Raw genomic sequence first — 22,094 nt, 5'->3', positions numbered from 1 at the left:
CCCGAGACCGCAACCCCCCGCCGATGCCGGCACCGCCGCCGACGACGACGTCGGGGCGGCAGCGGCCGGCCCGGGCGGTGTGACCGGCGGACCGGCCCCCGACCCCTCGGCCGCGGCTCCGGGCCAGGACACCACCGACCGCGACCCCGGAACGACCCACTCCCACAGCGACGACGCCGGAACGACCGATCCCCACAGCGACGACGCCGGAACGACCGATCCCGACAGCGACGACGCCGGGGCATCGCATACCGGGGCATCCGATGCCGAGCGGTCCGACGCGGGAGACGTCGGGGCCGGGACGGCGGGCCCCGGGGCGGCGGGTCCGGGGGCGGCGGGTCCGGGGGCGGCGGCGCGGATGCTCGCCGCGGAGGGGCTGGGCGCACTGCTGTCCCTGCCGTCGGTGGCCGGCACCGCGCTGGCCGAGCCGCCGATGGTGGCGATCATCGACGAGCTCTCCGGCGCCCTGCTCGCCCTGGCCTCACCGACCGAGATCCGCCGCGCCGCCACCTGCACCCGGTACGCCTGCCGCACCGGCCGGAGGCCCTGCACCCACCCACCCGCCGGATCCGGCCTGGGCCCACCACCACCGAGCCCCGGCTACCGGCCCACCGACCCCCTCCAGCGCTACGTCCGCGCCCGCGACCGGCGCTGCCGCTTCCCCGGCTGCCGCGCCCGCGCCGACCGCTGCGACCTCGACCACAACACCCCCTACCCCGCCGGCGCCACCAGCTGCGACAACCTCTGCTGCCTGTGCCGCCACCACCACCGACTCAGCCACCAGGCACCCGGCTGGACCATGCGCCGCCTGCCCGACGGCGGCATCGAATGGACCACCCCCGGCGGCGACCGGATCACCACCCACCCGCCCCGCTACGGCACCGAGGACCCACCACCGCCACCGGCCGACCCACCCCCGCCGCCCACCCTCCGCGAATGCCTCCTCGACCGCCCCACCACCGAGGAACTCCGCGAACAACTGCGCACCGACCCCGCACCCTTCTGACGGGGCCGGCGGCAGCTGGGGCGTCGGTCCGGCAGGATGATCAGGTGGTCGACCGGCACGCAGGGCGCATTGCATGAGGCTTCCTCCCGGCCCGGCGGCGGTCGCCGGTGGCACGGCGGAGCTGCTCGCCGACGCCGACCGCGACGGCTCCTGGATGCTCCTGGTGAACGGCACCCCGCAGTCGCACGTGGACCTCGACGACCCGACCCACCTCGAGTTCGAGTACGTCCGCCGGATGGGCCACGTCCTCGATCTCGCGGCGGAGCCCGGGGCCCCGCTGGACGTCGCGCACCTCGGCGGCGGCGCCCTCACCCTCCCCCGCTACGTGGCGGCCACCCGCCCCGGTTCACGGCAGCGCGTCGTCGAGATCGACCAGCCGCTGACCGACCTGGTCCGCGAGCACCTACCGCTCCCTCGCAACGCCCGCATCCGGGTGCGAGCGGACGACGCCCGCGTCGGCCTGACCGCCCTGCACCCGGCCAGCACCGACGTCGTCATCTGCGACGTCTTCGCCGGTGCCCGGACGCCCGCCCACCTCACCAGTGCTGAATTCGCCGCCGAGGCGCACCGCGCCCTGCGCCCCGGTGGCGTCTACGCCGCCAACGTGGCCGACGGCCCGCCGCTGCGGTTCGCCCGCGCACAGGTCGCCACCCTGCGCTCGGTCTTCCGGCACGTGTGCCTCCTCGCCGAGCCTGGCATCCTCCGCGGCCGGAGGTTCGGCAACCTGGTGGCGGTGGCCTCCGACGTCGAGCTGCCGATCGTCGGCTACGTCCGCCGCTGCGCCCGCGACCCCATGCCGTCCCGCGTCGTGCACGGCGAGGACCTGGCACGGTTCGCGGGCACCGCGCGCCCGGTGCACGACGCCGACGCCGTGGACTCCCCGGAGCCGCCCGAGGGCGTCTTCGGGCGCTGACTCACGCCGCCAGCGCGGCCTCGAAGGCGGCCAGCACCTCGTCGCCGAACAGCACGAAACGCGCCTCGCGCACGTGCTCGACCGTCACCGACCGCACCGCGGAGACGGCCTGCAGCGCGGCGTCGTCCAGGGGCCAGCCGTACACCCCGGCGGAGATCGCGGGGAACGCCACCGTCCGCGCACCCAGCCCGTCGGCCAGGCGGAGGCTCTCGACGTAGCAGGAGCGGAGCACGGCGGAGTGGTCCCGCGTCGCGGACCAGACCGGTCCCGCCGTGTGCACCACCCAGCGGGCGGGCAGCCGCCCCGCCGTCGTCGCCACCGCCTGCCCACGGGGAAGCCGCGACCCGGGGAGGGCCTCGGCGATCGCCCGGCACTCGGCGAGGATCGACGGCCCTCCGGCCGCGTGGATGGCGCCGTCCACCCCGCCGCCGCCGAGGAGCCCGGGATTGGCCGCGTTGACGACCACGTCGACGTCGGCCTGCGCGATGTCGCCGCGCACCGCCCGCAGATCCATGGTTGCGACCGTAGGGTCGACGGCATGACAGCGCCGACGCCCTACCGACTCCGCAGGGACTCCCGCAACAAGGTGATCGCCGGTGTGTGCGCGGGCATCGCGCGCCGCTACGGGCTGTCCCGCAACGGCCTGCGCCTGGCGTTCGTGGTCTCCTGCGTGCTGCCCGGCCCGCAGTTCATCGCCTACCTCGTGCTCTGGCTGGTCATGCCGTCCGACTGACGCCCGGCGGCGACCAGGGCCTGCACTCAGGAGGAGCGGGTCACCAGCTGTTGCCGCGGGGCAGGCCGCGCACCGCCGGCCGCACGTCGACCAGGTAGACGATCGCGGCGATCACCGCCGGCAGCCCGAGCAGACTCATCGGCGTGAGCCAGAAGATCACCACGGCCGACAGCCCGGTGATCGCCACCCAGCCGGGCTTGGAGAGCTTGCCGGTGGCCACGAACGCCGGCGCCGGACGGACCAGGGAGTCGACGAAGGCCCACAGGCTCAGCGCCAGCGCCCCCCAGTACAGGGCGGTGTAGACCCAGAAGTCGAACAGACCCATGCCGGAAGGGTACTCGCCGCGCCCCCCGGATCCGGGCGGGACGACGGGTGGCCGACCGCGCCTCCCCCGACGGGGTGGCCGGGCCGGACGTGACAGGGCCCCGGAGCGCGATCGCAGCTCCGGGGCCCTGGTCAGTGGTCCGACGTCGAGGACGTCAGTTCTTCTTGGCGGGCACCGCGGTCGGGTCGGCCGGCTTGGCCGACCGGGCCCGGCTCACCCGCGCCGAGGTGGTCTTGGCCGACGCCTTGCGCGCCGCGGGGGTGCTCTTCTTGGCGGGAGCGGCCTTGGCGGCGGCGTTCGACCGGGCCTTCGGCGCCTCGACGGGGTCCTCGGCCGTGGCCTTGGTCGTCTCGGCGGCGTCCTCCACCTTGTCCTCCGCCTTCTCGGCGACCTTGGTGGCCTTGGCAGCGGTCTTCTGCGCCACCGACGTCACCTCGTTGGAGGCCTCGACGACGGCCTCGGCCGAGTCCTCGAGCACGTCCTCCAGGGCGTCCTCGACGGTGTCGACGGCCCGCTCCGCGCGGCGGACGACGCGACGGAAGGCCGGCTGCTGGCGCAGGTCCTCGACGACCTCGGCACCACGCTCGGCGAGCGTGCCGACGGTGGCGAGCGCCTGGGTGCGGGCGGTCCCGACCAGGCCGAAGACGGTGCTGCGCAGCGCCTCGGGGCGGGTGGCGACGGCTAGCTGCTGCGCCGTGGTGCGGGCGTTGCCGGCCGCCTCGGTGGCCCGGGTGCGGGCCTCCTTGACGGCGAGGTCGGCCTGGACCTGCGCCTCGCCCGGGAGGGCGACGGCCTGCGAGCGGAACTGCGCCAGGACGGTCTTCGCGCGCTCGACGGCGAGGTCACCGGCGCCGATGGTGGCCAGGAGCTGGGTCTTGGCGGCGGACACGGCGAACTCGCCGTACTGCTTCACGGTCTGCGTGGGGGTCATGCTGACTCCTTGGAGTTCGAGGGCTGTGCTGCGGGCTGGGAAGAGGTCTGCACTGCTGCGGTCTGGGCCACGGTCCGGTGCTCGCGGACGTACGTCTCGTACAACTCGAGCAGGACCGCCTTGTGCCGCTCGGACAGGGCGTCGTCCGACCGGATCGCCGCCACCGTGTCCGGGTTACCGGAGCGCCGGTCGAGGATCCCCGCCTGCTCGTAGAGCGTCTCGGCGGAGATCTTCAGGCCCCGGGCGATCGACGCGAGGATCTCCGCTGACGGCTTGCGGAGGCCCCGCTCCACCTGGGACAGGTACGGGTTGCTGACCCCGGCGGTGCGGGCCAGCTCGCGCAGCGACACCCGGGCAGCGCTGCGCTGCTCACGGATGAACTCGCCCACCTGCGAGCTGACGGCCGAGACGCTCGGCGCGTCGGCGACCGATCCCGTCACGCTGCCGGTGACCCGGTCCACCGTCGATCGGACCGTCGTCACCTGCTCGCGGACGAACTCACCGGGTGTCTGCACATCTCCGACCATAGGCCGGGGTGCTAGCTCCTGCAAGCGGAGCTGCTAGCAGGCAGCCGTGAATCCCGTCACAGGAAAGTCGCAGCTCAGGCGAGCAGCGAGGCCGCCGGGCGGACCTGGCCGACGACGCCGTCGCCACCGGACACCGGGGTCAGCAACCACCGCGACAGCTGCTCGGCCGGCACCCCCAGCCGCCCCAGCCCGGCCGCCAGCGCGGGCGTCCGTGCGCGGTCCCCGCCGTCGTCGAGCTTAAACGCCACCACTCCGCGCCCCGGCACGGCGGCGACGTGCACGCCGTCCGCCCCGCCCTTGACCAGCAGCCCGGGCACCGCCTGCATGAGCTCGGTGTCCTCGCGGCCGGTGCCGGCCACGAACCACGGCTCGGCCCGCATGGCGTCGGCCACCGCGCGCTCGCCGGTACCGGCCGCTGCCTGCACCAGCGACAGGACGCCGCGGGCCAGCCCGGTCACCGACAGCGCGTGCTGCGGCGCACCGCACCCGTCAACGACGACAGCGGTCACCGGCTCCCCCGCGGCCTCGGCCAGCCGCGCCTCGATCGCCTGCTGCAGCGGGTGGTCCCGCGCGAGGTAGCCCGCGGTCGGCCAGCCCGCCGCCACGCAGGCCGCCAGCATGGCCGCGTGCTTGCCCGAGCAGTTCATCGCCAGCCGCTCGGGCGCCCGATCGCCCACCAGCCACGCCGCCTTCGTGGCCTCGTGCTGCGGCAGGGCGACGGGACAGCCGAGGTCGTCCGGGCCGAGCCCCGCGGCGGCCAGCATCCCGGCGACCAGCTCGCGGTGACCGTCCTCGCCGTTGTGCGAACCGGCCCCGATGGCCAGCTCCTGCGCCGAGCGGGGCGCCCAGCCGGCCGCGAGCAGCGCCGTGGCCTGCACCGGCTTGTTCGACGAGCGCGGCAGCGTCGGCCGGTCGACGGCACCGGCCGCGAAGGTCACCTCGCCGGCGGCGTCCAGGACGACGAGCGACCCGCGGTGCACCGACTCGAGGAACCCCGAGCGCCACACCTCGACCAGCACCGGGTTGTCCGGCCACCCGGTGGCCGGCCCACCGTTCAGTGCCGGCCCTCGTCGGCGAGCAGGGCGGCGACGTCGGCCTCGCCGTCCCGGTACCGGCGACCCAGCTCGGCGGCCAGGCCGTCCATCACCTGCTGGACCCCCCGCCGGCGCTCGGACAGGTCGATCTCGGCCTCGGCCAGCGCACGGGCGGCCTTCTCCAGCTTCGCGTCGGGCAGCGTCGAGATCGCGGACAGGTCGATGCCCGAGGTCAGCGCGTGCACCCAGGACTCGTACTCCTCGGGCGCGTGCGGCTGCACGGTCTGGTGCCGGCCGAGACCGTGCGCGGGGCCCCGCCCCTTCTCCGACAGGATCTCGGGCAGCAGGTCGACCAGCGAGCGGCCGTCGTGCTCGGCCCGACGCTGGAGCTCCCGGCGGACGATGTCCAGCCGGCCCTGCAGCAGGCGCCGGGTGTAGGAGAGGTTGACCTCCTGCTGCTCGGCCTCCCGCCGCAGGCGCCGCACCTCCGCCATCGGCTGCGTCGTCGCCTCCTGCAGGAAGGCGGGCTCCAGGAGCGCGTCGACCGCGGCCCCTCCGGCGCGAGCGGGCTTCGGACTCATCGAACGGTCTCCTTGATCCCCAACAGGCTTCGGGCGTCGTCGGTAGTCATCGGCGGGCGCTGGGCGATCCGGGCGAGACCCGCGGCGCGGGCCACCAGCTGGGTGTTGTCGCGGACCGGCTCGCCGGGAGCGTAGGTGAGCGTGTCCTCCATGCCCACCCGCAGGTGGCCACCGGCCGACAGCGCGGCGAGCATCACCGGCAGGGACGTCCGCCCCACGCCGGTCGCGGCGAAGGTGGCCCCGGGTGGCAGCAGCGGGAGGCAGGCGGTGAGCGCCTGCGCGGTTCCCGGCATGCCGCCGGGAACGCCCATCACCAGGTCGACGTGCACGTGCCCGCCGTGCGGCGGGCCGTGCCGGTCGAGCAGCCGCTGCAGGGTGGCCAGGTGCCCGAGGTCGAACACCTCGTACTCCGGCACGATCCCGCGCTCCTGCATGCGGGTGTGCAGCTCCACGATCAGGTCCCACGGGTTGCTGAACACGTCCCGCCCGAAGTTCACCGTGCCCAGCGTCAGGGATGCGGCGTCGGGCTGGGCGTCGAGCACGGCCAGCCGGGCGTCGGCGGAATCGGTGACCGCCCCTCCGGAGGACAGCTGCACGACCAGGTCGCCGGCCTCGCGGACGGCGGCCACCACCTCGCGGACCCGGCCGAGATCCAGCGTGGGCCGCCCGTCGGCGTCCCGGACGTGCAGGTGGATCACCGCGGCCCCGACGGCCTGGCAGTCGCGCGCCGTCGCCGCGACCTCCTCGACGGTCACCGGCAGCGCCGGCACGTCGGCCTTCGCCGACTCGGCACCCGTGGGGGCGACCGTGATGAGGGTGGGCCGGGTCACCGGCCGATCGTCGCAGACCGGACCGCGCGGATGCGCTCGCGGGACGCGGCCAGGGTGTCGTCGGGCTCGGCCGGCGCGTCCTCGGGATCGATGGCGGCGGCCGACCCCGCCACCGTCAGCGCCGCGTCCAGCGCGACCGACTGCTTCACCAGCGCCAGCGCGATCACGCCCAGCTCGAAGTGCCGGACGACGCTGCCGACGCGGCCGACCTCGCGGCTGCCGAGGACCACCGGTGTCCCCGGCTCGGCGAGGACCTCGCTGACGCCGTCCAGGTGCAGCAGCACCAGCCGGCGCGGCGGCCGGCCCAGGTTGTGCACGCGGGCCACCGTCTCCTGGCCGCGGTAGCAGCCCTTCTCCAGGTGGACGGCGCTGCGCAGCCACGGCAGCTCGTTGGGGATGGTGCGGTGATCGGTGTCGACGCCGAACCGGGGGCGCCGCGCCTCGACCCGCAGCGCGTCGTAGGCCTGGATCCCGGCGAGCGGCGCACCGATCCGGTCCACGGTGGCCTCGAGCTCCGGACGCGGGACGACGAGGTCGAACACCGCCGCCGCACCGTCGCCGATCGCGGGCATCCGGCGGACGAAGCCCCGGTCGAGCGGCGCCACCGCGTGCTCCCCGTCGGGAACCGGCAGCCGCGCCGCCCGCAGCACGTCCGCGGCCCCCGGCCCGACGAGGGAGAGGACGGCCCAGCGATCGGTCTGCAGCTCCGGCTCCACGCGCAGCATGAACCGCATCTTCTGCAGGTAGCCCAGCAGCGCCTCGCCGGCACCGGGCTCGACGTCGGCCCAGGTCGTCCCGCCCAGCTCGGCCAGCACGAGGTGGTGCTCGACGTGCCCGTTCGGCGAGAGCACGAGCGCCTCGCTGCCCGCCCCGTCGGCCAGCCGCTCGAGGTGCTGGCTGGTGATGCTGTGCAGCCAGCTGAGCCGGTCGGCACCCGGGACCTGCAGGACGCCGCGGTCGCTGCGGTCGACGAGCCCGGCGCCCTCGGCCAGCAGGCGCTGCTCGCGCAGCGGGTCGCCGTAGTGGGCGGCGATCGCACCGCCCTCGACGACGACGGCGCCGGGGCGGGAGAGCAGGGGGTTCACGGGGTCTCCGATCGTTGCTGGCAGGCCCGGCAGGTCCCGGACAGGGCGACGTGCCCCACGTCCACGGTGAAACCCAGCTCGGCCGCCAGACGTTCCGCGGCACCGTCGAGCAGGTCCGGGGCGGCGGAGGCGATCTCACCGCAGGACTGGCACACCACGTGCAGATGGGGGTGCTCCGCCGCGTGGTAGACCGGCGCCCCCTTGCCCAGATGGGTGTGCCAGACGAGCCCGAGCCGTTCCAGCAGCTCCAGGTTGCGGTAGACCGTGGACGTGTCCGGGGCGGCTCCGCCCGGCCCCGCCTCCTCGCGCAGCCGCGCGCCGATCGCCTCCGGGGTCGCGTGCTCGAGCGCGGCGACCGCCGCCAGCACCCGCTGGCGCTGGGCGGTCAACCGCAGCCCGCGGGCCCGCAGCCGCTCGGCGAGCGGAGCGCCGCCGTCCTGCCCGTGTGCCACGCGGCCAGCCTATTCCCCCGGTAGGGTTCCCCCAGGTGCGCCGGGAAGTCTGGTCGGCAACGTCTCGGTCGACCCCTTCTCACCTATTCCTGGAGCTGCCCTCGTGAGCACGCCCCCCTCCACCAGTCTCTTCGGCCGCGGTTCGTGGACCGAGGCCCAGCGGGTCACGTCGGTCCTGCGCAAGGAGACGGTCGGCGGGGCGCTGCTCCTCGTCGGCGCGGCCATCGCGCTGATCTGGGCCAACTCGCCGTGGGGCGAGGCCTACGAGACGCTGCGGGACACCGAGGTGGGACCGGCGTCCCTGCACCTGAACCTGTCCCTCGGTACCTGGGCGGCCGACGGCCTGCTGGCCATCTTCTTCTTCGTCGCCGGGCTCGAGCTCAAGCGCGAGTTCGTCGCCGGCGACCTCCGGGAACCGGCCCGCGCGGCGCTGCCCATCGCCGCCGCCGTGGGCGGCATGGCCGTTCCCGCCCTGTTCTTCGTGCTGTTCAACCTGAACGGCGCCGAGGGGGCGCTGCGCGGGTGGGCGATCCCCTCGGCCACCGACATCGCGTTCGCCCTCGCCGTCCTGGCGGTGATCAGCACCCACCTGCCCAGCGCGCTGCGCACCTTCCTGCTCACCCTCGCCGTGGTCGACGACCTGCTGGCGATCGTCGTCATCGCGATCTTCTACACCGAGGAGCTCTCGCTCGGCTTCCTGGCGCTCACGCTCGTGCCGCTCGTCCTCTTCGGTTTCCTCGTGCAGAAGCGCATCCGCTCCTGGTGGCTGCTCCTCCCCCTCGCGGCACTCACCTGGGTCTTCATGCACGAGTCCGGCATCCACGCCACGGTCGCCGGGGTGCTGCTCGCCTTCGCGGTGCCCGTCGTGCGCAGCGAGGCCTCGGGTGGTCCGGACGCCGGCCCGGGTCTGGCCGAGCACTTCGAGCACCGCATCCGCCCGCTGTCGGCCGGTGTCGCCGTCCCCGTCTTCGCGTTCTTCTCCGCGGGCGTGGCGGTCGGCGGGCTGGACGGACTCGGGGAGTCCCTCGGCGACAGCATCGCGATCGGCATCATGGTCGGCCTGGTCGCGGGCAAGGCGATCGGCATCACCGGCGCCACCTGGCTGGTCTCCCGCTTCACCCGGGCGCAGCTGGACGAGAACCTGGGGTGGCCCGACGTCATCGGGCTGGCCCTGCTCGGGGGCATGGGCTTCACCGTCTCGCTGCTGATCACCGAGCTCGCCTACGGCGCCGAGAGCGAGAGCTACGACCACGCCAAGGTCGGCATCCTCTTCGGGACCCTGACCGCCGCCCTGCTCGCCGCCGTCATCCTGCGGCTGCGCAACCGCCGCTACAAGCAGATGTACGCCGCCGAGACCAGCGACGTCGACCGGGACGGGATCCCGGACGCCTGGGACACCGTCGACGACCGCGCGGCGCACGAGCCGGGCCGGCACGCCGGGCCACCGCCGGGGAGCACCTACGGCGGCGCCCCGCTCGGCGACGAGCAGGACGCTCCGCCGCCGGCCTACGAGACGGTGGACGACGAGGCCGACCACGATCCCGGCTGGGAGGGCGGCCGTCCGCCGGGACGCACGGTCGGGCCGTCCGCCGAGGGCTGAAAACCGCTCCGCGATTCTGATTGCCGAGCCTCCCGGAGCGACGTACTTTCGTCGTACACGAGAGAGGAGGTGGTCCGTAACTTTGCATAGCTACAGGACTCGTGAGGTGGCTGTCCGCTAGCCGCCGTCCAGATGGGCCGCCCGTTCAGACGACAGTCTGAGCGACGGCAGATCGCCCGTCCGTCGAACGGCGGCGAGCGAGAACCGGACAGTCACCCGACCCCCGGGCCGCCGACATTTGTCCAGTCGGCCCGCGTGCAGCTCCCTCTCCGGAGGACAGCGCCGCGGAGCAGCCCGGGGGTTGTCCGTTTCCCGGGTAGGTTCGAGCGCGTGCAGCTCGGTGGGCTCCCGGTCGAGACCGACGTGTCCACCGGTGTCTGGATCTCCTCCGCGCGGCGGCGCGGCACGCCCGGCACCGTCGCCTCCCTCGTCCCTGCCGTCTTCGCGGCCTGCGCCCGGGTGTTCCACCCGGCCGTCCGCTACGTCGGGGACGACGACGCCGAGGTGCCCTGGATCGAGGTCGCCGCGCACAACGGCACCACCGCCCAGCCGCTGGTGCGGTGGGAGACGCTCACCCGCGGGCCGGTGGACTGCCAGCCACCGGTCTGGGACGACGGGCCGAGCGAGGGACACCTCCCGGTGGTCCTCGCCGCCCGCCTGGCCACGGTCCTCGCCCGGCACACCACCACCCCCGCGGACTGCCTCTTCGGCCGCTGGGACGGCTTCGGGCCCGATCTGCCCTCGCCCGACGTGCTGCCGCGGCTGCTGCTGCGCGGCGAGAAGGACGTCGTCCTCGTCCGGGGTGCGGTCGCCGACGCCGTCCGGAACCTGGCGCCCGAGCCGCACGAGCAGAGCGCCAACCTGTGGTGGCCGGCCGACCGCGCCTGGTGCGTGGTGACCGACGTCGACCTCCGCAGCAGCTACGTCGGCGGGAGCGAGGACTGCGTCGCCGAGCTGCTGCGCACCCCCGGCGTGGAGGCCGCCCCCGCCGCCTTCGCCGATCCGGTCGCCTAGAGCCGGGCGAGCTCGGCGGCCAGGTCGTCCAGGCCGAGCGAGCCCTGGGACAGCGCCGCCATGTGCCAGGCCCGGAGGTCGAAGGCGTCCCCCCGGCGTGCCTTCGCCGCCGCGCGGCCCTCGAGCCAGGCCCGCTCCCCGAGCTTGTAGCTGATCGCCTGCCCGGGGATGCCGAGGTAGCGGATCAGCTCGCTGTCGAGGAACGCGAGGTCGGCGCCGGAGTTCTCGCCGAGGAAGAGCCGCGCCAGTTCCGGCGTCCACGGCTGCCCGCGGTGCCCGGCCAGCCCGCCCTCGGCGTCGTCGGGGACCGGCAGCCCGAGGTGCATGCCGATGTCGATGACCACCCGGACCGCCCGCAGCTGCTGCGCGTCCAGGTAGCCCAGCCGCGCCGCCGGGTCGGTCAGGTACCCGAGCTCGTCCATCAGCCGCTCGGCGTACAGCGCCCACCCCTCGACGTTCGCGCCGACGGAGCCGAGGGAGGTCTGGTAGGCCGACAGCTGCCCGGAGACGTGGGCCCACTGCGCCAGCTGCAGGTGGTGACCGGGGACGCCCTCGTGGTACCAGATCGAGATCAGGTCCCAGAGCGGGAAGCGCTCGCGGCCCAGCGTCGGCAGCCAGGTGCGGCCCGGCCGGGAGAAGTCCTGCGCCGGCCGGGTGTAGTACGGCGCCGCCGCGCTCCCCGGCGGCGCGATCATCGCCTCGACCTTCCGGACCGGCTCGGCGAGGTCGAAGTGCGCCCCGTCCAGCGCCTCGATGGCCTCGTCCATCATCGCCTGGAGCCGCTCCCGGATGGCGTCCACGCCGTCGACGGCCGGGCCGTGGACGTCCAGCCAGCGCATGGCCTCCATCGGTGTCCCGCCCGGGACCACCTTCTCCGCCTCGGTCCGCTGCTCCGCCAGGATCCGGCGGTGCTCGGCCCAGCCCCACGCGTAGGCGTCCTCGAGCCCGGTCCCGGCCCCGAGGTCGGACCCGGTCCAGCGGCGGACGGCGACGGCGTAGCGGTCGCGGCCCACGGCGTCGGGGGTCCCGTGGGCGCGGGCCGCGTAGTCGTCGCGCAGGTAGTCGCGGATCGCGGCCACGGCCCCGTCGGCGGCGGCCGCCGCCCGGGTCAGCTCGGGCCGCAGCGGCTCCGGTCCGGCTGCGGCGAACGTGCTGAAGTACGGCCCCGCCAGCCACTCGTCCAGCTGGCCGACGACGGTGGACACCTGGCGCGGCGCGACGAGCAGCCCGCGCCGGGCGCCCTCCTCGAGCGACGCCCGGAACCCGGCGTAGGCCGCGGGGACCCGGGCCAGCCGGCGGGCGATGACGGCCCAGTCCTCCTCCGTCGCCGACGGCATCATCAGGAAGACCTGGCGCACCGAGTGGACCGGGCTGAAGAGGTTGGACAGCGCGCGGTAGCCCTCGCCGGCCTCGTGCGCCGCGAGCTCCGCGCCGAGCCGCTCGCGCAGCAACCGGGCGCAGTTCCGCTCGACCGGGTCGTCGAGCAGCTCCGGCGTCGCGGCGAGGACCCGGTCGAGCTCGGCCAGCGTGGCCCGGGCCAGCGCGGCCTCGGCCTCCAGCCCCTCGGGGCCGTAGTCGGGGAGCCGGTCGTCCCCCGGCCGGTTGCCCAGGCTGGTGGCGACGATGGGGTCGAGGTCGCTGACGGCCTCGACGTAGGCGTCGGCGACCTGCCTCGGGGTGGCGGGGTGGGCGGACGACGGGGTGGTGGGGTGGGCGGACGACGGGGTGGTGGGGTGGGCGGACGACGGGGTGGTGGGGTGGGCGGACGACGGGGTGGCGGGGTGGGTGCTCAGCGGAGACGCTCCAGACGCGCGGACATCCAGGGGTGGGGCGCCTCGTCGGGCCCCGCCCGGTCGATGGCATACATCAGGGCTCCGTCCACGATGCCGTACAGCCGGACGGCGCGGCTGACCTCCGGGGCCCCCGGGGTCCGGGCCAGGACGTCGGTGGCGAGCTCCCAGCTCGTCGTCGTCCGCGCCTGGCCCACGTAGAGCTCGACGAGCCCGTCGGGGTTGGTGACCAGCAGCTCGACGTCGTCACCTGTACCCGGACGCAGGAAGCCGGATTCGCGGACCAACGGGCCGACGATCCGCCCGTCGTCGGTGAGCTCCCAGGACCGCGACTCGTAGGCGAGGAAGCCGCGGCCGTCATGGCCGAACCGGATCCACTGACCGAACCGGAGATCCTGATCGGATCCTGCCGCAGCCCCGCTCAGGACGCCTTCGCCGTGCCACTCGCCCAGCAGCGGCAGCACGGAGAGCAGCTCGTCGGAGACCTCCGGGCCGGTGCGGACGTCGGCGGTGTCGGGGACCGGCAGCTCGGTGGGGCCGGTCATCGCCGGGCACCCGTCGGCCGGCGCGCGAGCCGGTGAGCGGCGACGCCGCAGGCGACGGCGCCCAGCGACGCCAGGGTGGCGAGAACCCAGGCAGAGACCATGTGCTCCACGGTAATGACGGCGGCGTCCGGGGGCTCAGCCGGTGCCCGGACCGCCCGCCATCGTCGCCCGCACCACCTCGTCCCACGGGGTGGCGGTCAGGCCGAAGGTCTGCGTCGTCCCCGACGCGTCGATGACGAAGTCCTGGTCCCACTGGTGCCGGACGGCGACGAGCTCCCGCACCATCGGCACGGCGACGCCCACCGCCCGCAGCACCGGCCACGGGATGCCGGTGACCGGGACCGGCGGGACGGAGATCGCCGCGGCCAGGTCGGTCAGCGCCTGCCGTTGCGAGCGCGGCGGGGTGCTGGGCACGTGCCACGCCCGGCCCAGCGCCCGCTCGTCGGTGCCCAGCGTCGCCAGGGTCGCGGCCACGTCGGGCAGGTACGCCCAGCTGTGCTGCGCATCGGGGTCCCCGATCACCCACGCCCGCCGTCCCTTGCGCAGGGTGGGCAGCTGGCGGACGAGGTGGGAGTGCTCCCCCGGCACCTGCGGCCCGACGAAGTCCGACGCCCGGGCCTCGGTGACCCGGACCCGGCCGGCCTCGTGCGCGGCCAGGGCGTCGCGCCACATGCGGATCCGCACGCGACCCTTGACGTCGGTGGCAATCAGCGGCGAGTCGGGTGTCATCGGACCGGACGGGCGGCCGTAGACGTAGAGGTTGGCCATGGTGACCAGCACGGCCTCCGTGCGCTCGGCAGCCGTCAGGAGGGCTGCGGCGAGGGGCGGCCAGTCGGTGGCCCAGCGGTGGTAGGGCGGGTTGACCGCGTTGTAGAGCGCGGCGGCGCCCCGGGCCGCCTCGGTCAGGGCGTCGACGTCGGTCGCGTCCACCCGGCGGTGCTCGACGGTCTCCGTCGAGCGGCCGCCGCTGCGGGACAGCACCCGCACCTGGTGGCCGCGGGCGACCAGGTGCTCGGCCGTGGTCTGCCCGACCGGTCCCTTGCCGACGATCACGTGCAGTGCCATGAGAGCTCCTCCGGTGCGGATGGCGAGAGCGGTGCTCTCGTCTGCGATCACCGTCCGCCTCCCCGACCTCCTTGTCAAGAGCGCCAGTCACGGTTGTGAGCACCGCTCTGTGATGGCACGCTGCTCCCGTGCCCACCGCCCGCGAACGCGTCCGCGCCGAGCTCACCTCGGAGATCACCGACGCCGCGCGCCGGCAGCTCGCCGAGGTGGGCGCCGCCGCCCTGTCGCTGCGCGCCGTCGCCCGCGAGGTGGGCATGGTCTCCTCGGCGGTCTACCGGTACTTCCCCAGCCGCGACGACCTGCTCACCCGGCTGATCATCGACGGGTACGACGCCCTGGGGGCCGCCGCCGAGGCGGCCGACGACCCGGCCGCTCCTCCCCGGCGGCGCTGGCTGGCGGTCTGCCGCGCCGTCCGCGGGTGGGCGCTCGCGCACCCGCACGAGTACGCGCTGCTCTACGGCTCGCCGGTGCCCGGGTACTCCGCGCCCCGGGACACCGTGCCCGCGGCCGCCCGGGTCGCGGTGGTGCTCGGCCGCATCCTCGGCGACGCCGCGCGGGCCGGGGACCTGCCGGCGGGCACCGGCGAGCGCGACCCGGCGCTGGTGAGCGACGAGGCGCTGGCGGTGCTGGGCGGCGACCACCCGGCGATCGACGAGGACGTGCGGGTCCGCGCCCTGCTGGCCTGGAGCGCGCTCTACGGGACGATCAGCTTCGAGCTGTTCGGCCACTTCACCGGCTCCGTCGAGGACGGCGACCGGTACTTCGACCGCGCGATGACCGACCTGGCCGGGCTCATCGGCCTCCGGGCCCGCTGACCCGCCCCCGGTGCCCTTCACCCCCGCGCACGCGGCAGCGGTGCTGCCCTTCCTGCGCACGTCCCTGCCCGCCTCGGCCCTGGTCGCCGGCAGCGTCGCCCCGGACCTCCCCTTCTACCTCCCCGGCAGCCCGTCCCTGCCCACGCACACCGCATGGGCCGTGGTCACCCTCGACGTGCTGCTCGCCGCCGCGGCGTGGGCCCTGTGGCACGGCCTCCTGGCCGCACCCGCCCTCGCCGCCGCACCCCGGGGCCTGCGCGGGCGGCTGGCCGGTGTGCCGCTCGGCGTACGGGTCCGCCTGCGCTCCCCCGCCGCGGTCGGCCGGTCGCTCCTCGCGCTGGCGCTGGGCGCGGCCACGCACGTGCTCCTCGACGAGTTCACCCATCCCGGCCGCTGGGGGTCCGAACTCGTCCCGGGGCTCGCCGACACCTGGGGGCTGCTGCCCGGTTACCGCTGGCTGCAGTACGCGGGCAGTGTCCTGGGCTGCGCGATCCTGCTCGGCTGGCTGGTGCGCTGGTGGCTCCGCACGCCGGCGACGACCGTGCCCGCGCGCCCGGCCCGGTGGTGGCCGTGGGTGCTCCTGGTCACCGGCGGCGTGGTCCCCGGTGGGCTCGCCGCTCTCGCGGCACCGGGCATCGGATCGGCCGTCTACGGGGCCGCGACGTGGGGTGGCGGGACGGCAGCGCTGGTCGCGGTCGCACTGGCCACCGCCTGGCAGGTCCGCGCCGCACGTCGGGGCGCGACCTGACCGCGACCTAGGATCGGGCGATCCCCCGGGTGGATCAGCCGATCACCCGGTCCCCTGCCGAGGAGGCTGGCGCGTGCGGACCCCCGAGGAGGAGCTCGCCCGCGCGCTCGCCCGCTACGAATGGGTGCTGGCCCACGTGGCCGACGGGATCTACGGCCTGGACGCCGAGGGTCGGGTCGAGTTCGTCAACCCCGCCGCCGTGCGCATCACCGGCTACCCGCCGGCCGAGCAGCGCGGCCGCGACCAGCACACCCTCCTGCACTCCCACCGGATCGACGGGTCTCCCTATCCCCGGGAGGAGTGCCCGGTATGGCGGGCCCTCCGCAGCGGCCGCACCGTGCTCGCCGGCGACGAGGTGTTCTGGCGGGCGGACGGCACCGGCGTGCCGGTCGAGATGATCGCCGTCCCGACCGTGGAGGACGACCGGGTGACCGGTGTCATCGTCTCCTTCCGCGACCTCACCGAGCGACGCGCGGCCGAGCGGCAGGCCGCGGAGATCGACCGGCTGGCGCGCGACGCCGCGGCCTCGCGGGCGCTCGCCGACCGGCTGCAGCAGGCGCTGCTCACCCCTCCCCCCGAGCCCGACCACCTGCACGTCGCCGTCCGCTACCAGGCGGCCGGCCACGAGGCCCAGGTGGGCGGCGACTGGTACGACGCCTTCCTGCAGCCGGACGGCGCCACCATGGTGGCGATCGGCGACGTCGTGGGGCACGGGAGTGCCGCCGCAGCCGCGATGGGCCAGCTGCGCGGCCTCCTGCGAGCCCTCGCCTACGACAACGACGAATCGCCGGCGGCGACGCTGCGCCGGGTGGACCGTGCGGCACGGGGCCTCGCCGTCTCGTCCCTCGCCACCGCGATCCTCGCCAGGGTGGAACGCCACCGCGACGTCCCGGTGGCCGGACGGCGGCTGGTCCGCTGGAGCAACGCCGGCCACGTGGCGCCGCTGCTGGTGGACCCGGACGGGACCTCCCGGGTGCTGGCCACCCCGCCGGACCTGATGCTCGGCGTGGACCCGGACAGCCCGCGCCGGGACCACACGGTGGACCTGGACGACGGGCAGACGCTGCTGCTGGTCACCGACGGCCTCGTCGAGCGGCGGGGCAGTGACCTCGACGAGGGTTTGGCCCGCCTCCAGGAGGCCCTGCGGGACGTGGGCGGGCAGCCGCTGGACTACCTGCTGGACGCCGTCCTGGCCCGGCTGGTGCCCGGGGCGGGCGAGGACGACGTCGCCGTCGTCGCCGTGCGGGCCTACCCGGAAGGCCGCCCGCGCCCGGCGGAGGCGGGTCCGAACCGCCTGCCGCCGGGCATCCCCTAGGACGCGACAGCGCCCGCCCCGGCCGTGCCGGGACGGGCGCGGTCCTTCAGTCGACGACGATCGTCGTCTCGTTCAGGCCCACCTCGGCGGACAGGACCCGCTCGCCCTTGCCCACGGGGGCCAGCGACCGGACCTTCCACTCCCCCGGAGCGGCGAAGAACCGGAACTCACCCTCGGGGCTGGTCACCACCTCGGCGGTGAACTCGTCGGTGGTGTCCAGGAGCCGCACGTAGGCACCGGCGACGGGGGCGCCGTCGTGCCACACCTGGCCCTGGATCACCGTCTGGGTGGAGAGATCGACACCGGCGAGGGTGCCGCCCTGCTGCGGAGCGCCGCACATGTCAGCTCACTTCTCGATCGGGACGCCGACGAGCGAGCCGTACTCGACCCAGCTGCCGTCGTAGTTCTTGACGTCGGGCTTGCCGAGCAGCTCCCGGAGGACGAACCAGGTGTGGCTGGAGCGCTCGCCGATCCGGCAGTAGGCGATGGTCGGCTTGGCGTCGTCGTATCCCTGCTCGGCGTAGAGCGCGGCCAGCTCCTCGTCGGACTTGAAGGTGCCGTCCTCGTTGGCCGCCTTGCTCCACGGGATGTTCTTGGCGGTGGGGACGTGCCCACCCTTCTGCGCCATCTCCTGCGGCAGGTGCGCCGGCGCGAGGATCTTGCCGGAGAACTCGTCGGGCGAGCGGACGTCGATGAGGTTCTTCGCCCCGATCGAGGCCACGACCTCGTCGCGGAACGCGCGGATCGACAGGTCGGGCTCCTGCGCCCGGTACTGGGTCGCCGGGCGCTGCACCGGGTCCTTCGACAGCGGGCGGCCGTCGAGCTCCCACTTCTTGCGGCCGCCGTCGACCAGCTTGACGTCCTCGTGGCCGTAGAGCTTGAAGTACCAGTAGGCGTACGCGGCGAACCAGTTGTTGTTGCCGCCGTAGAGCACCACGGTGTCGTCGTTGCTGATGCCCTTCTCCGACAGGAGTGCCTCGAAGGCCTCCTTGTTCACGAAGTCGCGGCGCAGCGGGTCCTGCAGGTCCTTCTTCCAGTCCAGCTTGACGGCCCCCTCGAGGTGGCCGCCGTCGTAGGCGCTGGTGTCCTCGTCGACCTCGACGAAGACGAGGCCGGGGGTGCCCAGGTTCTCCTGGGCCCAGTCGGCGGTGACGAGCACGTCGGTGCGGCTCATGGTGGTTCCTCCGGGTCGGTGTGAGTGCGTGGTGTGGTTGTGGTGTGCGGATGGTCAGGCGCGGGCCGGCAGGGCCCGCCGGGCGATCAGGTAGAGCTCGCAGCCCAGGCAGAAGCCGGTGGCCGCGTTGAGCAGGGCCGCCACGAGGGCCAGCCCGGTGGCGACGGCGCCGATCGCCGGTGCGCCCAGCAGGTACCCGGCCGCGCCCACCACGGTGAACACCAGGCCGACGACCTGGGCGAACCGCGGTGGCCCCTCCGGCTCCCGTTCCCGGGCCGGCCCCAGCCGGGGCGCGACCAGGACCCGGAACAGCACCCCGTAGGGCGCGCGCCGCAGGCCGGCACCGGCCGCGACGGCGAAGACCGCGGCCTGGGCGGCCACGAGGACCCCGCTGCCCAGGAGCAGCGCGAGGGTCAGGACGACGGCGGTGACCCCGGCGGCGAAGCGCGGGGCTCGGACGTCGACCTGGGGCACGTCGGTCTCAGGAACAGCAGGACTCACGGGGGATGCGACTCTCCGGACGGCGGTCGGGGCACGTCTGGACGAACGGGTTCGTCCTCAGGGAGTCGGACACAGGCAGCTGCCGACGCGGCACAGGTCGACTGTGCGGCGAGAGGTCAGCAGGATGCCCACGGCGCGAGAGTAGCCGATCACGGCCGAACCCCGACATGCGCGTCCACCAGGGCGGTCAGCTCCTCCGCCCGGGGCGCGCCGCTGCTGCGGCCGACCAGCCGCCCCTCCGGGTCGAGGTAGAACAGCGTCGGCGTCCGGCGGACGTCGAGCGCGCGGACCTCGTCCAGGTGGCTCTCCGCGTCGACCTGGACGACGGCCAGGCCCGGCCGGGTGGTCTGCAGCTGCTGCAGCCGCGCCTTCGTCGCCCGGCAGGGGCCGCAGAAGGCGGTGGAGAACTGGACGACCGTCAGCTCCGCCCGCGCCGGCTCGACGCCGAGCCGCTCGAAGACGGGGTCCACCGGCACCTCCTCGCCCTGGGGGACCCGGACGGCGCCGTCCCGGCTGCGCAGCCACCACGCCACGAGCGCGGTCATCACCACCGCGACGACCACGGCGACCGCTCCGATCCCGCTCATCCTCGGCCCAACCCCGTCGGGGCGGCCGGCTATTCCAGGGCGCGGAGGACGGTGTCCGTGCCCTCGACGCGGATCACGACGCCACCGTCGGCCGGGGAGACGCCGGTCAGCTGCAGCCCGAAGGGCAGCTCGGGCACCTCGTAGCGCAGGTCCATGAGATCGACGGCCCGGTCCAGGAGGAAGTCGGGCACGTCGATCCCGGCGCCCGACGCCTCGTCGACGTCGACCACCAGCACGTCCCCGTCCAGGGTCACCTGGCCGTCCGCGATGAGCGGGAGCTCCCGGCCCAGCAGCTCGACCGTGCGGGTGATGCGCAGGCCGTCCCCCTCGCGCGCCAGCTCGGTGTCGGAGCCGAGCTCGTCGGACAGCAACGCGTAGGAGAGCGTCGCCGTCCCGTCGACGCGTTCCACCGGCACCTCCTGGACCGAGCCGGCCAGCACGCTGGAGAACGGCACCTGCACGCCGTGCAGGGTGATCTCCGCGCGGGTGCCGTCCGGCTGTCCCAGCTGGGCGGCGGTGAGCGTGATCCGCACGTCGTCGTAGCGGCCCCCGAGCGCCTGCGTCAGGAAGGGGAAGCCCCGGATGTCCACCTCCGGGGTTCCCTGCACGGCCTCCTGCTCCGCCAGCTGCCCGGCGACCTGGCCCTCCGCCAGCCCCACCGCGAGGCGGTCGACCAGCAGCAGCAGGCCCAGGACGACCGCCAGGACCACCGCCACGACCTTGGGTCGGGCGACTCTCACAGCACCGCCTGGACGGCCAGCGCCACCGGCGCGCACGCCGCGAAGGGGAGGACGGCCTGGACCACCGACAGCGCCCACGGCGACACGGACGGGTCGACGCCGGCCGGGAGCGGGCCGGCGCCGTCGCCGTCGGCGGCGCTCGCCTCCACCACCACGTAGCTCGCCGCCAGGGCCACCAGCGCCGTCACGCCGGCGAGGACAGCGCCCAGGACGAGTGCCGGCAGGGCGCCGGCGCTGCCGCCGACGTCCCGGCCGAGGTAGGCGACCAGCGCCCCGGCGCCCACCGAGAGGACGAGGCCGACGAGGCCCCGCGGGACGCCGGGGGCCAGGCGGGGACGGGGCAGCACCAGGTCGACCAGGTGCCCCACGAGCAGTGCGACCCCGACGGCCAGCAGCGCCACCAGCGCCCGGTCGTGCCCCTCCGGGGTGCGTCCCAGGAGCAGCAGCGCGGCGAGCGAGCCGACCGCGGCCAGCAGCAGCACGGACCCGGAGAGCGACGCGACCAGGTCGGTGCGGGGCGTCCGGACCATCTGCTGGACGACGGCGGCGAGGAAACCCAGGCCCAGCACCACCAGGAGGTCCCCGAGCACCGGCCGTCCGGGCAGGACGAGGACGAGGTCGGCGGCGACCGCGGCCGCCGCGCCCACCGTCAGCGAGCCGGCGAAGCCCTGGATGCCGGTCACCACGACCCAGGTGAGGACCAGGCCGAGCTGCAGGACCAGCACCGCCGCGAGCCGGCCCTCGTCGCCGAGCACCTCGGGAAGTCCCACCGCGAGGAGCACCGCGAGCGCGGTCAGTGCGGCCGGCTGCAGGTGGTGCACCCGCGCGGGGAGCGCGGACGGGATCGCCGGCGAGGTCACGGACCGATCGTGGCAGACGACCGGCGTGCACCGCGGTTCCCTCGTCGGAGGGCCACGATTCCGCGGGGGCACCGACGAATTCCCGGTCTGATCTCCTCGATCGCCCCCGGCGTCGGTTATCCTTCCCTCCCACCTCGACAGCGCCGTCGATGGCTCCCTCGAAGGAGACTTCATGCGACTCGTGCTCATGACCGCGGCCCGCCAGGCCACGACCGAGGTGCTGCCCGCGCTGGGGCTGCTGGCCCACCAGGTGCGCGTCGTCGCCCCCGAGCTCTCCAGCCTGCTCGACGGGGACTCCGGGGACGTCGTCCTCGTCGACGCCCGCCACGACCTGATCCAGGCCCGCACCCTCTGCGGCCTGCTCTCCTCCACGGGGGTCGCCGCCTCGCTGGTCGCCGTCCTCTCCGAGGGCGGCCTCGTCGCCCTCTCGGCCGACTGGGGCGTCGACGACGTCCTGCTCGACACCGCGGGCCCGGCCGAGGTCGACGCCCGGCTGAAGTGGGCCGCCGCCCGCCGGCTGGCCGCCACCACCCCGGCCGACGGCAACGACGGCGGCGTCACGCAGGCCGGCGAGCTGGTGATCGACGAGCACAGCTACTCCGCCAAGCTGCGCGGCCGCCCGCTCGACCTCACCTACAAGGAGTTCGAGCTGCTCAAGTACCTCGCGCAGCACCCGGGCCGGGTCTTCTCCCGCGCCCAGCTGCTGCAGGAGATCTGGGGCTACGACTACTTCGGTGGCACCCGCACGGTCGACGTCCACGTCCGCCGGCTGCGCGCCAAGCTGGGCACCGAGCACGAGGCGCTGATCGGCACCGTCCGCAACGTCGGCTACAAGCTCGACCAGCAGGTCGCCGACGCGACCGCCAAGGCCGCCGCCCAGGCCGCGGCCCCGGACGACCGGGCGGACGCCGAACTGGTCTGAT

At 75.0% G+C, this 22,094-nt stretch carries 27 protein-coding genes; 9 read left to right on the top strand and 18 right to left on the bottom strand.

All coding sequences use genetic code 11. The features are described 5' to 3' along the window. Both BM142_RS24725 and BM142_RS19560 read left to right on the top strand, forming a co-directional pair. On the top strand, positions 1–1,006 hold a 1,006-nt coding region (locus BM142_RS24725), incomplete at its 5' end, for an HNH endonuclease signature motif containing protein (RefSeq protein WP_175527368.1). A 73-nt stretch (positions 1,007–1,079) separates the two neighbouring features. Beyond that, the gene (locus BM142_RS19560; protein ID WP_092202374.1) at positions 1,080–1,919 is read left to right on the top strand and encodes a spermidine synthase; all 840 of its coding nucleotides are present in this window, start codon (positions 1,080–1,082) and stop codon (positions 1,917–1,919) included. 1 nt (position 1,920) lies between these two features. Here the strand turns inward: BM142_RS19560 and BM142_RS19555 are convergent, their stop codons facing one another. After that, positions 1,921–2,433, bottom strand: a complete 513-nt coding sequence (locus BM142_RS19555; protein WP_092202372.1) for an O-acetyl-ADP-ribose deacetylase — start codon at positions 2,431–2,433, stop codon at positions 1,921–1,923. A gap of 24 nt (positions 2,434–2,457) precedes the next feature. Between BM142_RS19555 and BM142_RS19550 the strand changes: the two genes are divergently transcribed. Then, entirely contained in the window at positions 2,458–2,652 is a 195-nt protein-coding gene (locus BM142_RS19550; RefSeq protein WP_092202371.1) for a PspC domain-containing protein, read from the top strand. Between the two features lie 40 nt (positions 2,653–2,692). Here the strand turns inward: BM142_RS19550 and BM142_RS19545 are convergent, their stop codons facing one another. The 8 genes from BM142_RS19545 to BM142_RS19510 all read right to left on the bottom strand — a co-directional run bounded on the left by BM142_RS19545 (position 2,693) and on the right by BM142_RS19510 (position 8,417). Continuing rightward, positions 2,693–2,977, bottom strand: a complete 285-nt coding sequence (locus BM142_RS19545; RefSeq protein WP_092202369.1) for a DUF2516 family protein — start codon at positions 2,975–2,977, stop codon at positions 2,693–2,695. 154 nt (positions 2,978–3,131) lie between these two features. Further along, positions 3,132–3,908 carry a hypothetical protein gene (locus tag BM142_RS19540; RefSeq protein WP_092202367.1) on the bottom strand — a complete coding sequence of 259 codons (777 nt, stop codon included), beginning with the start codon at positions 3,906–3,908 and terminating at the stop codon, positions 3,132–3,134. Then, the gene (locus tag BM142_RS19535) at positions 3,905–4,423 is read right to left on the bottom strand and encodes a helix-turn-helix domain-containing protein (protein WP_092202365.1); all 519 of its coding nucleotides are present in this window, start codon (positions 4,421–4,423) and stop codon (positions 3,905–3,907) included. The genes BM142_RS19540 and BM142_RS19535 overlap by 4 nt, the downstream gene beginning before the upstream one ends. 86 nt (positions 4,424–4,509) lie before the next feature. Beyond that, entirely contained in the window at positions 4,510–5,454 is a 945-nt protein-coding gene (locus BM142_RS19530; RefSeq protein ID WP_092202363.1) for an asparaginase, read from the bottom strand. 35 nt (positions 5,455–5,489) lie between these two features. Beyond that, positions 5,490–6,050 (bottom strand): RsiG family protein, encoded by a 561-nt coding sequence (locus tag BM142_RS19525; RefSeq protein WP_092202361.1) that lies wholly within the window; start codon positions 6,048–6,050, stop codon positions 5,490–5,492. Further along, positions 6,047–6,880: a beta-keto acid cleavage family enzyme gene (locus tag BM142_RS19520; RefSeq protein WP_092202359.1), complete on the bottom strand. Its 834-nt coding sequence runs from the start codon at positions 6,878–6,880 to the stop codon at positions 6,047–6,049. Before BM142_RS19520 ends, BM142_RS19525 begins: the two co-directional genes overlap by 4 nt. Then, positions 6,877–7,965: a CAF17-like 4Fe-4S cluster assembly/insertion protein YgfZ gene (gene ygfZ / locus BM142_RS19515; protein WP_254791086.1), complete on the bottom strand. Its 1,089-nt coding sequence runs from the start codon at positions 7,963–7,965 to the stop codon at positions 6,877–6,879. Before ygfZ ends, BM142_RS19520 begins: the two co-directional genes overlap by 4 nt. After that, complete coding sequence (locus tag BM142_RS19510; protein WP_092202355.1) at positions 7,962–8,417, bottom strand: Fur family transcriptional regulator; 456 nt, start codon at positions 8,415–8,417, stop codon at positions 7,962–7,964. The genes ygfZ and BM142_RS19510 overlap by 4 nt, the downstream gene beginning before the upstream one ends. A 103-nt stretch (positions 8,418–8,520) precedes the next feature. Here BM142_RS19510 and nhaA point away from each other — a divergent pair, with 103 nt between their 5' ends. Both nhaA and BM142_RS19500 read left to right on the top strand, forming a co-directional pair. Beyond that, positions 8,521–10,017: a Na+/H+ antiporter NhaA gene (nhaA, locus tag BM142_RS19505; protein ID WP_092202353.1), complete on the top strand. Its 1,497-nt coding sequence runs from the start codon at positions 8,521–8,523 to the stop codon at positions 10,015–10,017. 330 nt (positions 10,018–10,347) lie between these two features. Further along, positions 10,348–11,031: a hypothetical protein gene (locus BM142_RS19500; RefSeq protein ID WP_092202351.1), complete on the top strand. Its 684-nt coding sequence runs from the start codon at positions 10,348–10,350 to the stop codon at positions 11,029–11,031. Here BM142_RS19500 and BM142_RS19495 read toward each other — a convergent pair. From BM142_RS19495 to BM142_RS19485, 3 genes are all read right to left on the bottom strand, one after another. Further along, complete coding sequence (locus BM142_RS19495; RefSeq protein WP_305764372.1) at positions 11,028–12,656, bottom strand: DUF885 domain-containing protein; 1,629 nt, start codon at positions 12,654–12,656, stop codon at positions 11,028–11,030. The two genes, BM142_RS19500 and BM142_RS19495, sit on opposite strands and share 4 nt — an antisense overlap. A 164-nt stretch (positions 12,657–12,820) precedes the next feature. Continuing rightward, entirely contained in the window at positions 12,821–13,366 is a 546-nt protein-coding gene (locus tag BM142_RS19490) for a heme-binding beta-barrel domain-containing protein (protein WP_092202347.1), read from the bottom strand. 135 nt (positions 13,367–13,501) lie between these two features. Then, positions 13,502–14,431 carry an NAD-dependent epimerase/dehydratase family protein gene (locus BM142_RS19485; RefSeq protein WP_092202345.1) on the bottom strand — a complete coding sequence of 310 codons (930 nt, stop codon included), beginning with the start codon at positions 14,429–14,431 and terminating at the stop codon, positions 13,502–13,504. A 128-nt stretch (positions 14,432–14,559) separates the two neighbouring features. Here BM142_RS19485 and BM142_RS19480 point away from each other — a divergent pair, with 128 nt between their 5' ends. The 3 genes from BM142_RS19480 (at position 14,560) to BM142_RS19470 (ending at position 17,309) form a co-directional block, all read left to right on the top strand. Beyond that, positions 14,560–15,246, top strand: coding sequence for a TetR/AcrR family transcriptional regulator (locus BM142_RS19480; RefSeq protein ID WP_092202342.1), 687 nt, complete (start codon positions 14,560–14,562; stop codon positions 15,244–15,246). 10 nt (positions 15,247–15,256) lie between these two features. Further along, on the top strand, positions 15,257–15,994 hold the full coding sequence (locus BM142_RS19475; RefSeq protein WP_092202340.1) for a DUF4184 family protein: 738 nt from the start codon (positions 15,257–15,259) through the stop codon (positions 15,992–15,994). Positions 15,995–16,067: 73 nt separating this feature from the next. Then, the gene (locus tag BM142_RS19470) at positions 16,068–17,309 is read left to right on the top strand and encodes a PP2C family protein-serine/threonine phosphatase (RefSeq protein ID WP_254791085.1); all 1,242 of its coding nucleotides are present in this window, start codon (positions 16,068–16,070) and stop codon (positions 17,307–17,309) included. Between the two features lie 46 nt (positions 17,310–17,355). Here BM142_RS19470 and BM142_RS19465 read toward each other — a convergent pair whose 3' ends face one another. The 6 genes from BM142_RS19465 to BM142_RS19440 all read right to left on the bottom strand — a co-directional run bounded on the left by BM142_RS19465 (position 17,356) and on the right by BM142_RS19440 (position 21,171). Continuing rightward, positions 17,356–17,649, bottom strand: a complete 294-nt coding sequence (locus tag BM142_RS19465) for a DUF1416 domain-containing protein (RefSeq protein ID WP_092202336.1) — start codon at positions 17,647–17,649, stop codon at positions 17,356–17,358. 6 nt (positions 17,650–17,655) lie between these two features. Then, the gene (locus BM142_RS19460) at positions 17,656–18,483 is read right to left on the bottom strand and encodes a sulfurtransferase (RefSeq protein ID WP_092202334.1); all 828 of its coding nucleotides are present in this window, start codon (positions 18,481–18,483) and stop codon (positions 17,656–17,658) included. A 54-nt stretch (positions 18,484–18,537) separates the two neighbouring features. Next, positions 18,538–18,957 carry a DUF4395 domain-containing protein gene (locus tag BM142_RS19455; RefSeq protein ID WP_092202332.1) on the bottom strand — a complete coding sequence of 140 codons (420 nt, stop codon included), beginning with the start codon at positions 18,955–18,957 and terminating at the stop codon, positions 18,538–18,540. Positions 18,958–19,133: 176 nt separating this feature from the next. Next, the gene (locus BM142_RS19450) at positions 19,134–19,571 is read right to left on the bottom strand and encodes a TlpA family protein disulfide reductase (protein ID WP_254791084.1); all 438 of its coding nucleotides are present in this window, start codon (positions 19,569–19,571) and stop codon (positions 19,134–19,136) included. 29 nt (positions 19,572–19,600) lie between these two features. Continuing rightward, a complete protein-coding gene (locus BM142_RS19445) occupies positions 19,601–20,311 on the bottom strand; it encodes an LmeA family phospholipid-binding protein (RefSeq protein ID WP_092202330.1) in 711 nt (236 codons plus the stop codon). Beyond that, positions 20,308–21,171 carry a hypothetical protein gene (locus BM142_RS19440; protein ID WP_092202328.1) on the bottom strand — a complete coding sequence of 288 codons (864 nt, stop codon included), beginning with the start codon at positions 21,169–21,171 and terminating at the stop codon, positions 20,308–20,310. Before BM142_RS19440 ends, BM142_RS19445 begins: the two co-directional genes overlap by 4 nt. A 172-nt stretch (positions 21,172–21,343) precedes the next feature. Here BM142_RS19440 and BM142_RS19435 point away from each other — a divergent pair, with 172 nt between their 5' ends. Continuing rightward, the gene (locus BM142_RS19435) at positions 21,344–22,093 is read left to right on the top strand and encodes a winged helix-turn-helix domain-containing protein (protein ID WP_092202326.1); all 750 of its coding nucleotides are present in this window, start codon (positions 21,344–21,346) and stop codon (positions 22,091–22,093) included. Position 22,094 lies beyond the last annotated feature (1 nt).

Source organism: Blastococcus tunisiensis, from assembly GCF_900112815.1.
Taxonomy (GTDB): domain Bacteria; phylum Actinomycetota; class Actinomycetes; order Mycobacteriales; family Geodermatophilaceae; genus Blastococcus_B; species Blastococcus_B tunisiensis.
Note: the sequence above shows the minus strand (reverse complement) of the source record. Positions and strands in the feature narration are given on the sequence as shown.

Bases quoted from the DNA above. Each gene is read 5' to 3' on its own strand.
- BM142_RS19560 (WP_092202374.1), top strand. From the start codon at position 1,080: ATGAGGCTTCCTCCCGGCCCGGCGGCGGTCGCCGGTGGCACGGCGGAG.
- BM142_RS19555 (WP_092202372.1), bottom strand. From the start codon at position 2,433: ATGGATCTGCGGGCGGTGCGCGGCGACATCGCGCAGGCCGACGTCGAC.
- BM142_RS19550 (WP_092202371.1), top strand. From the start codon at position 2,458: ATGACAGCGCCGACGCCCTACCGACTCCGCAGGGACTCCCGCAACAAG.
- BM142_RS19545 (WP_092202369.1), bottom strand. From the start codon at position 2,977: ATGGGTCTGTTCGACTTCTGGGTCTACACCGCCCTGTACTGGGGGGCG.
- BM142_RS19540 (WP_092202367.1), bottom strand. From the start codon at position 3,908: ATGACCCCCACGCAGACCGTGAAGCAGTACGGCGAGTTCGCCGTGTCC.
- BM142_RS19525 (WP_092202361.1), bottom strand. From the start codon at position 6,050: ATGAGTCCGAAGCCCGCTCGCGCCGGAGGGGCCGCGGTCGACGCGCTC.
- BM142_RS19490 (WP_092202347.1), bottom strand. From the start codon at position 13,366: ATGACCGGCCCCACCGAGCTGCCGGTCCCCGACACCGCCGACGTCCGC.
- BM142_RS19485 (WP_092202345.1), bottom strand. From the start codon at position 14,431: ATGGCACTGCACGTGATCGTCGGCAAGGGACCGGTCGGGCAGACCACG.
- BM142_RS19465 (WP_092202336.1), bottom strand. From the start codon at position 17,649: ATGTGCGGCGCTCCGCAGCAGGGCGGCACCCTCGCCGGTGTCGATCTC.
- BM142_RS19460 (WP_092202334.1), bottom strand. From the start codon at position 18,483: ATGAGCCGCACCGACGTGCTCGTCACCGCCGACTGGGCCCAGGAGAAC.
- BM142_RS19450 (WP_254791084.1), bottom strand. From the start codon at position 19,571: ATGAGCGGGATCGGAGCGGTCGCCGTGGTCGTCGCGGTGGTGATGACC.
- BM142_RS19435 (WP_092202326.1), top strand. From the start codon at position 21,344: ATGCGACTCGTGCTCATGACCGCGGCCCGCCAGGCCACGACCGAGGTG.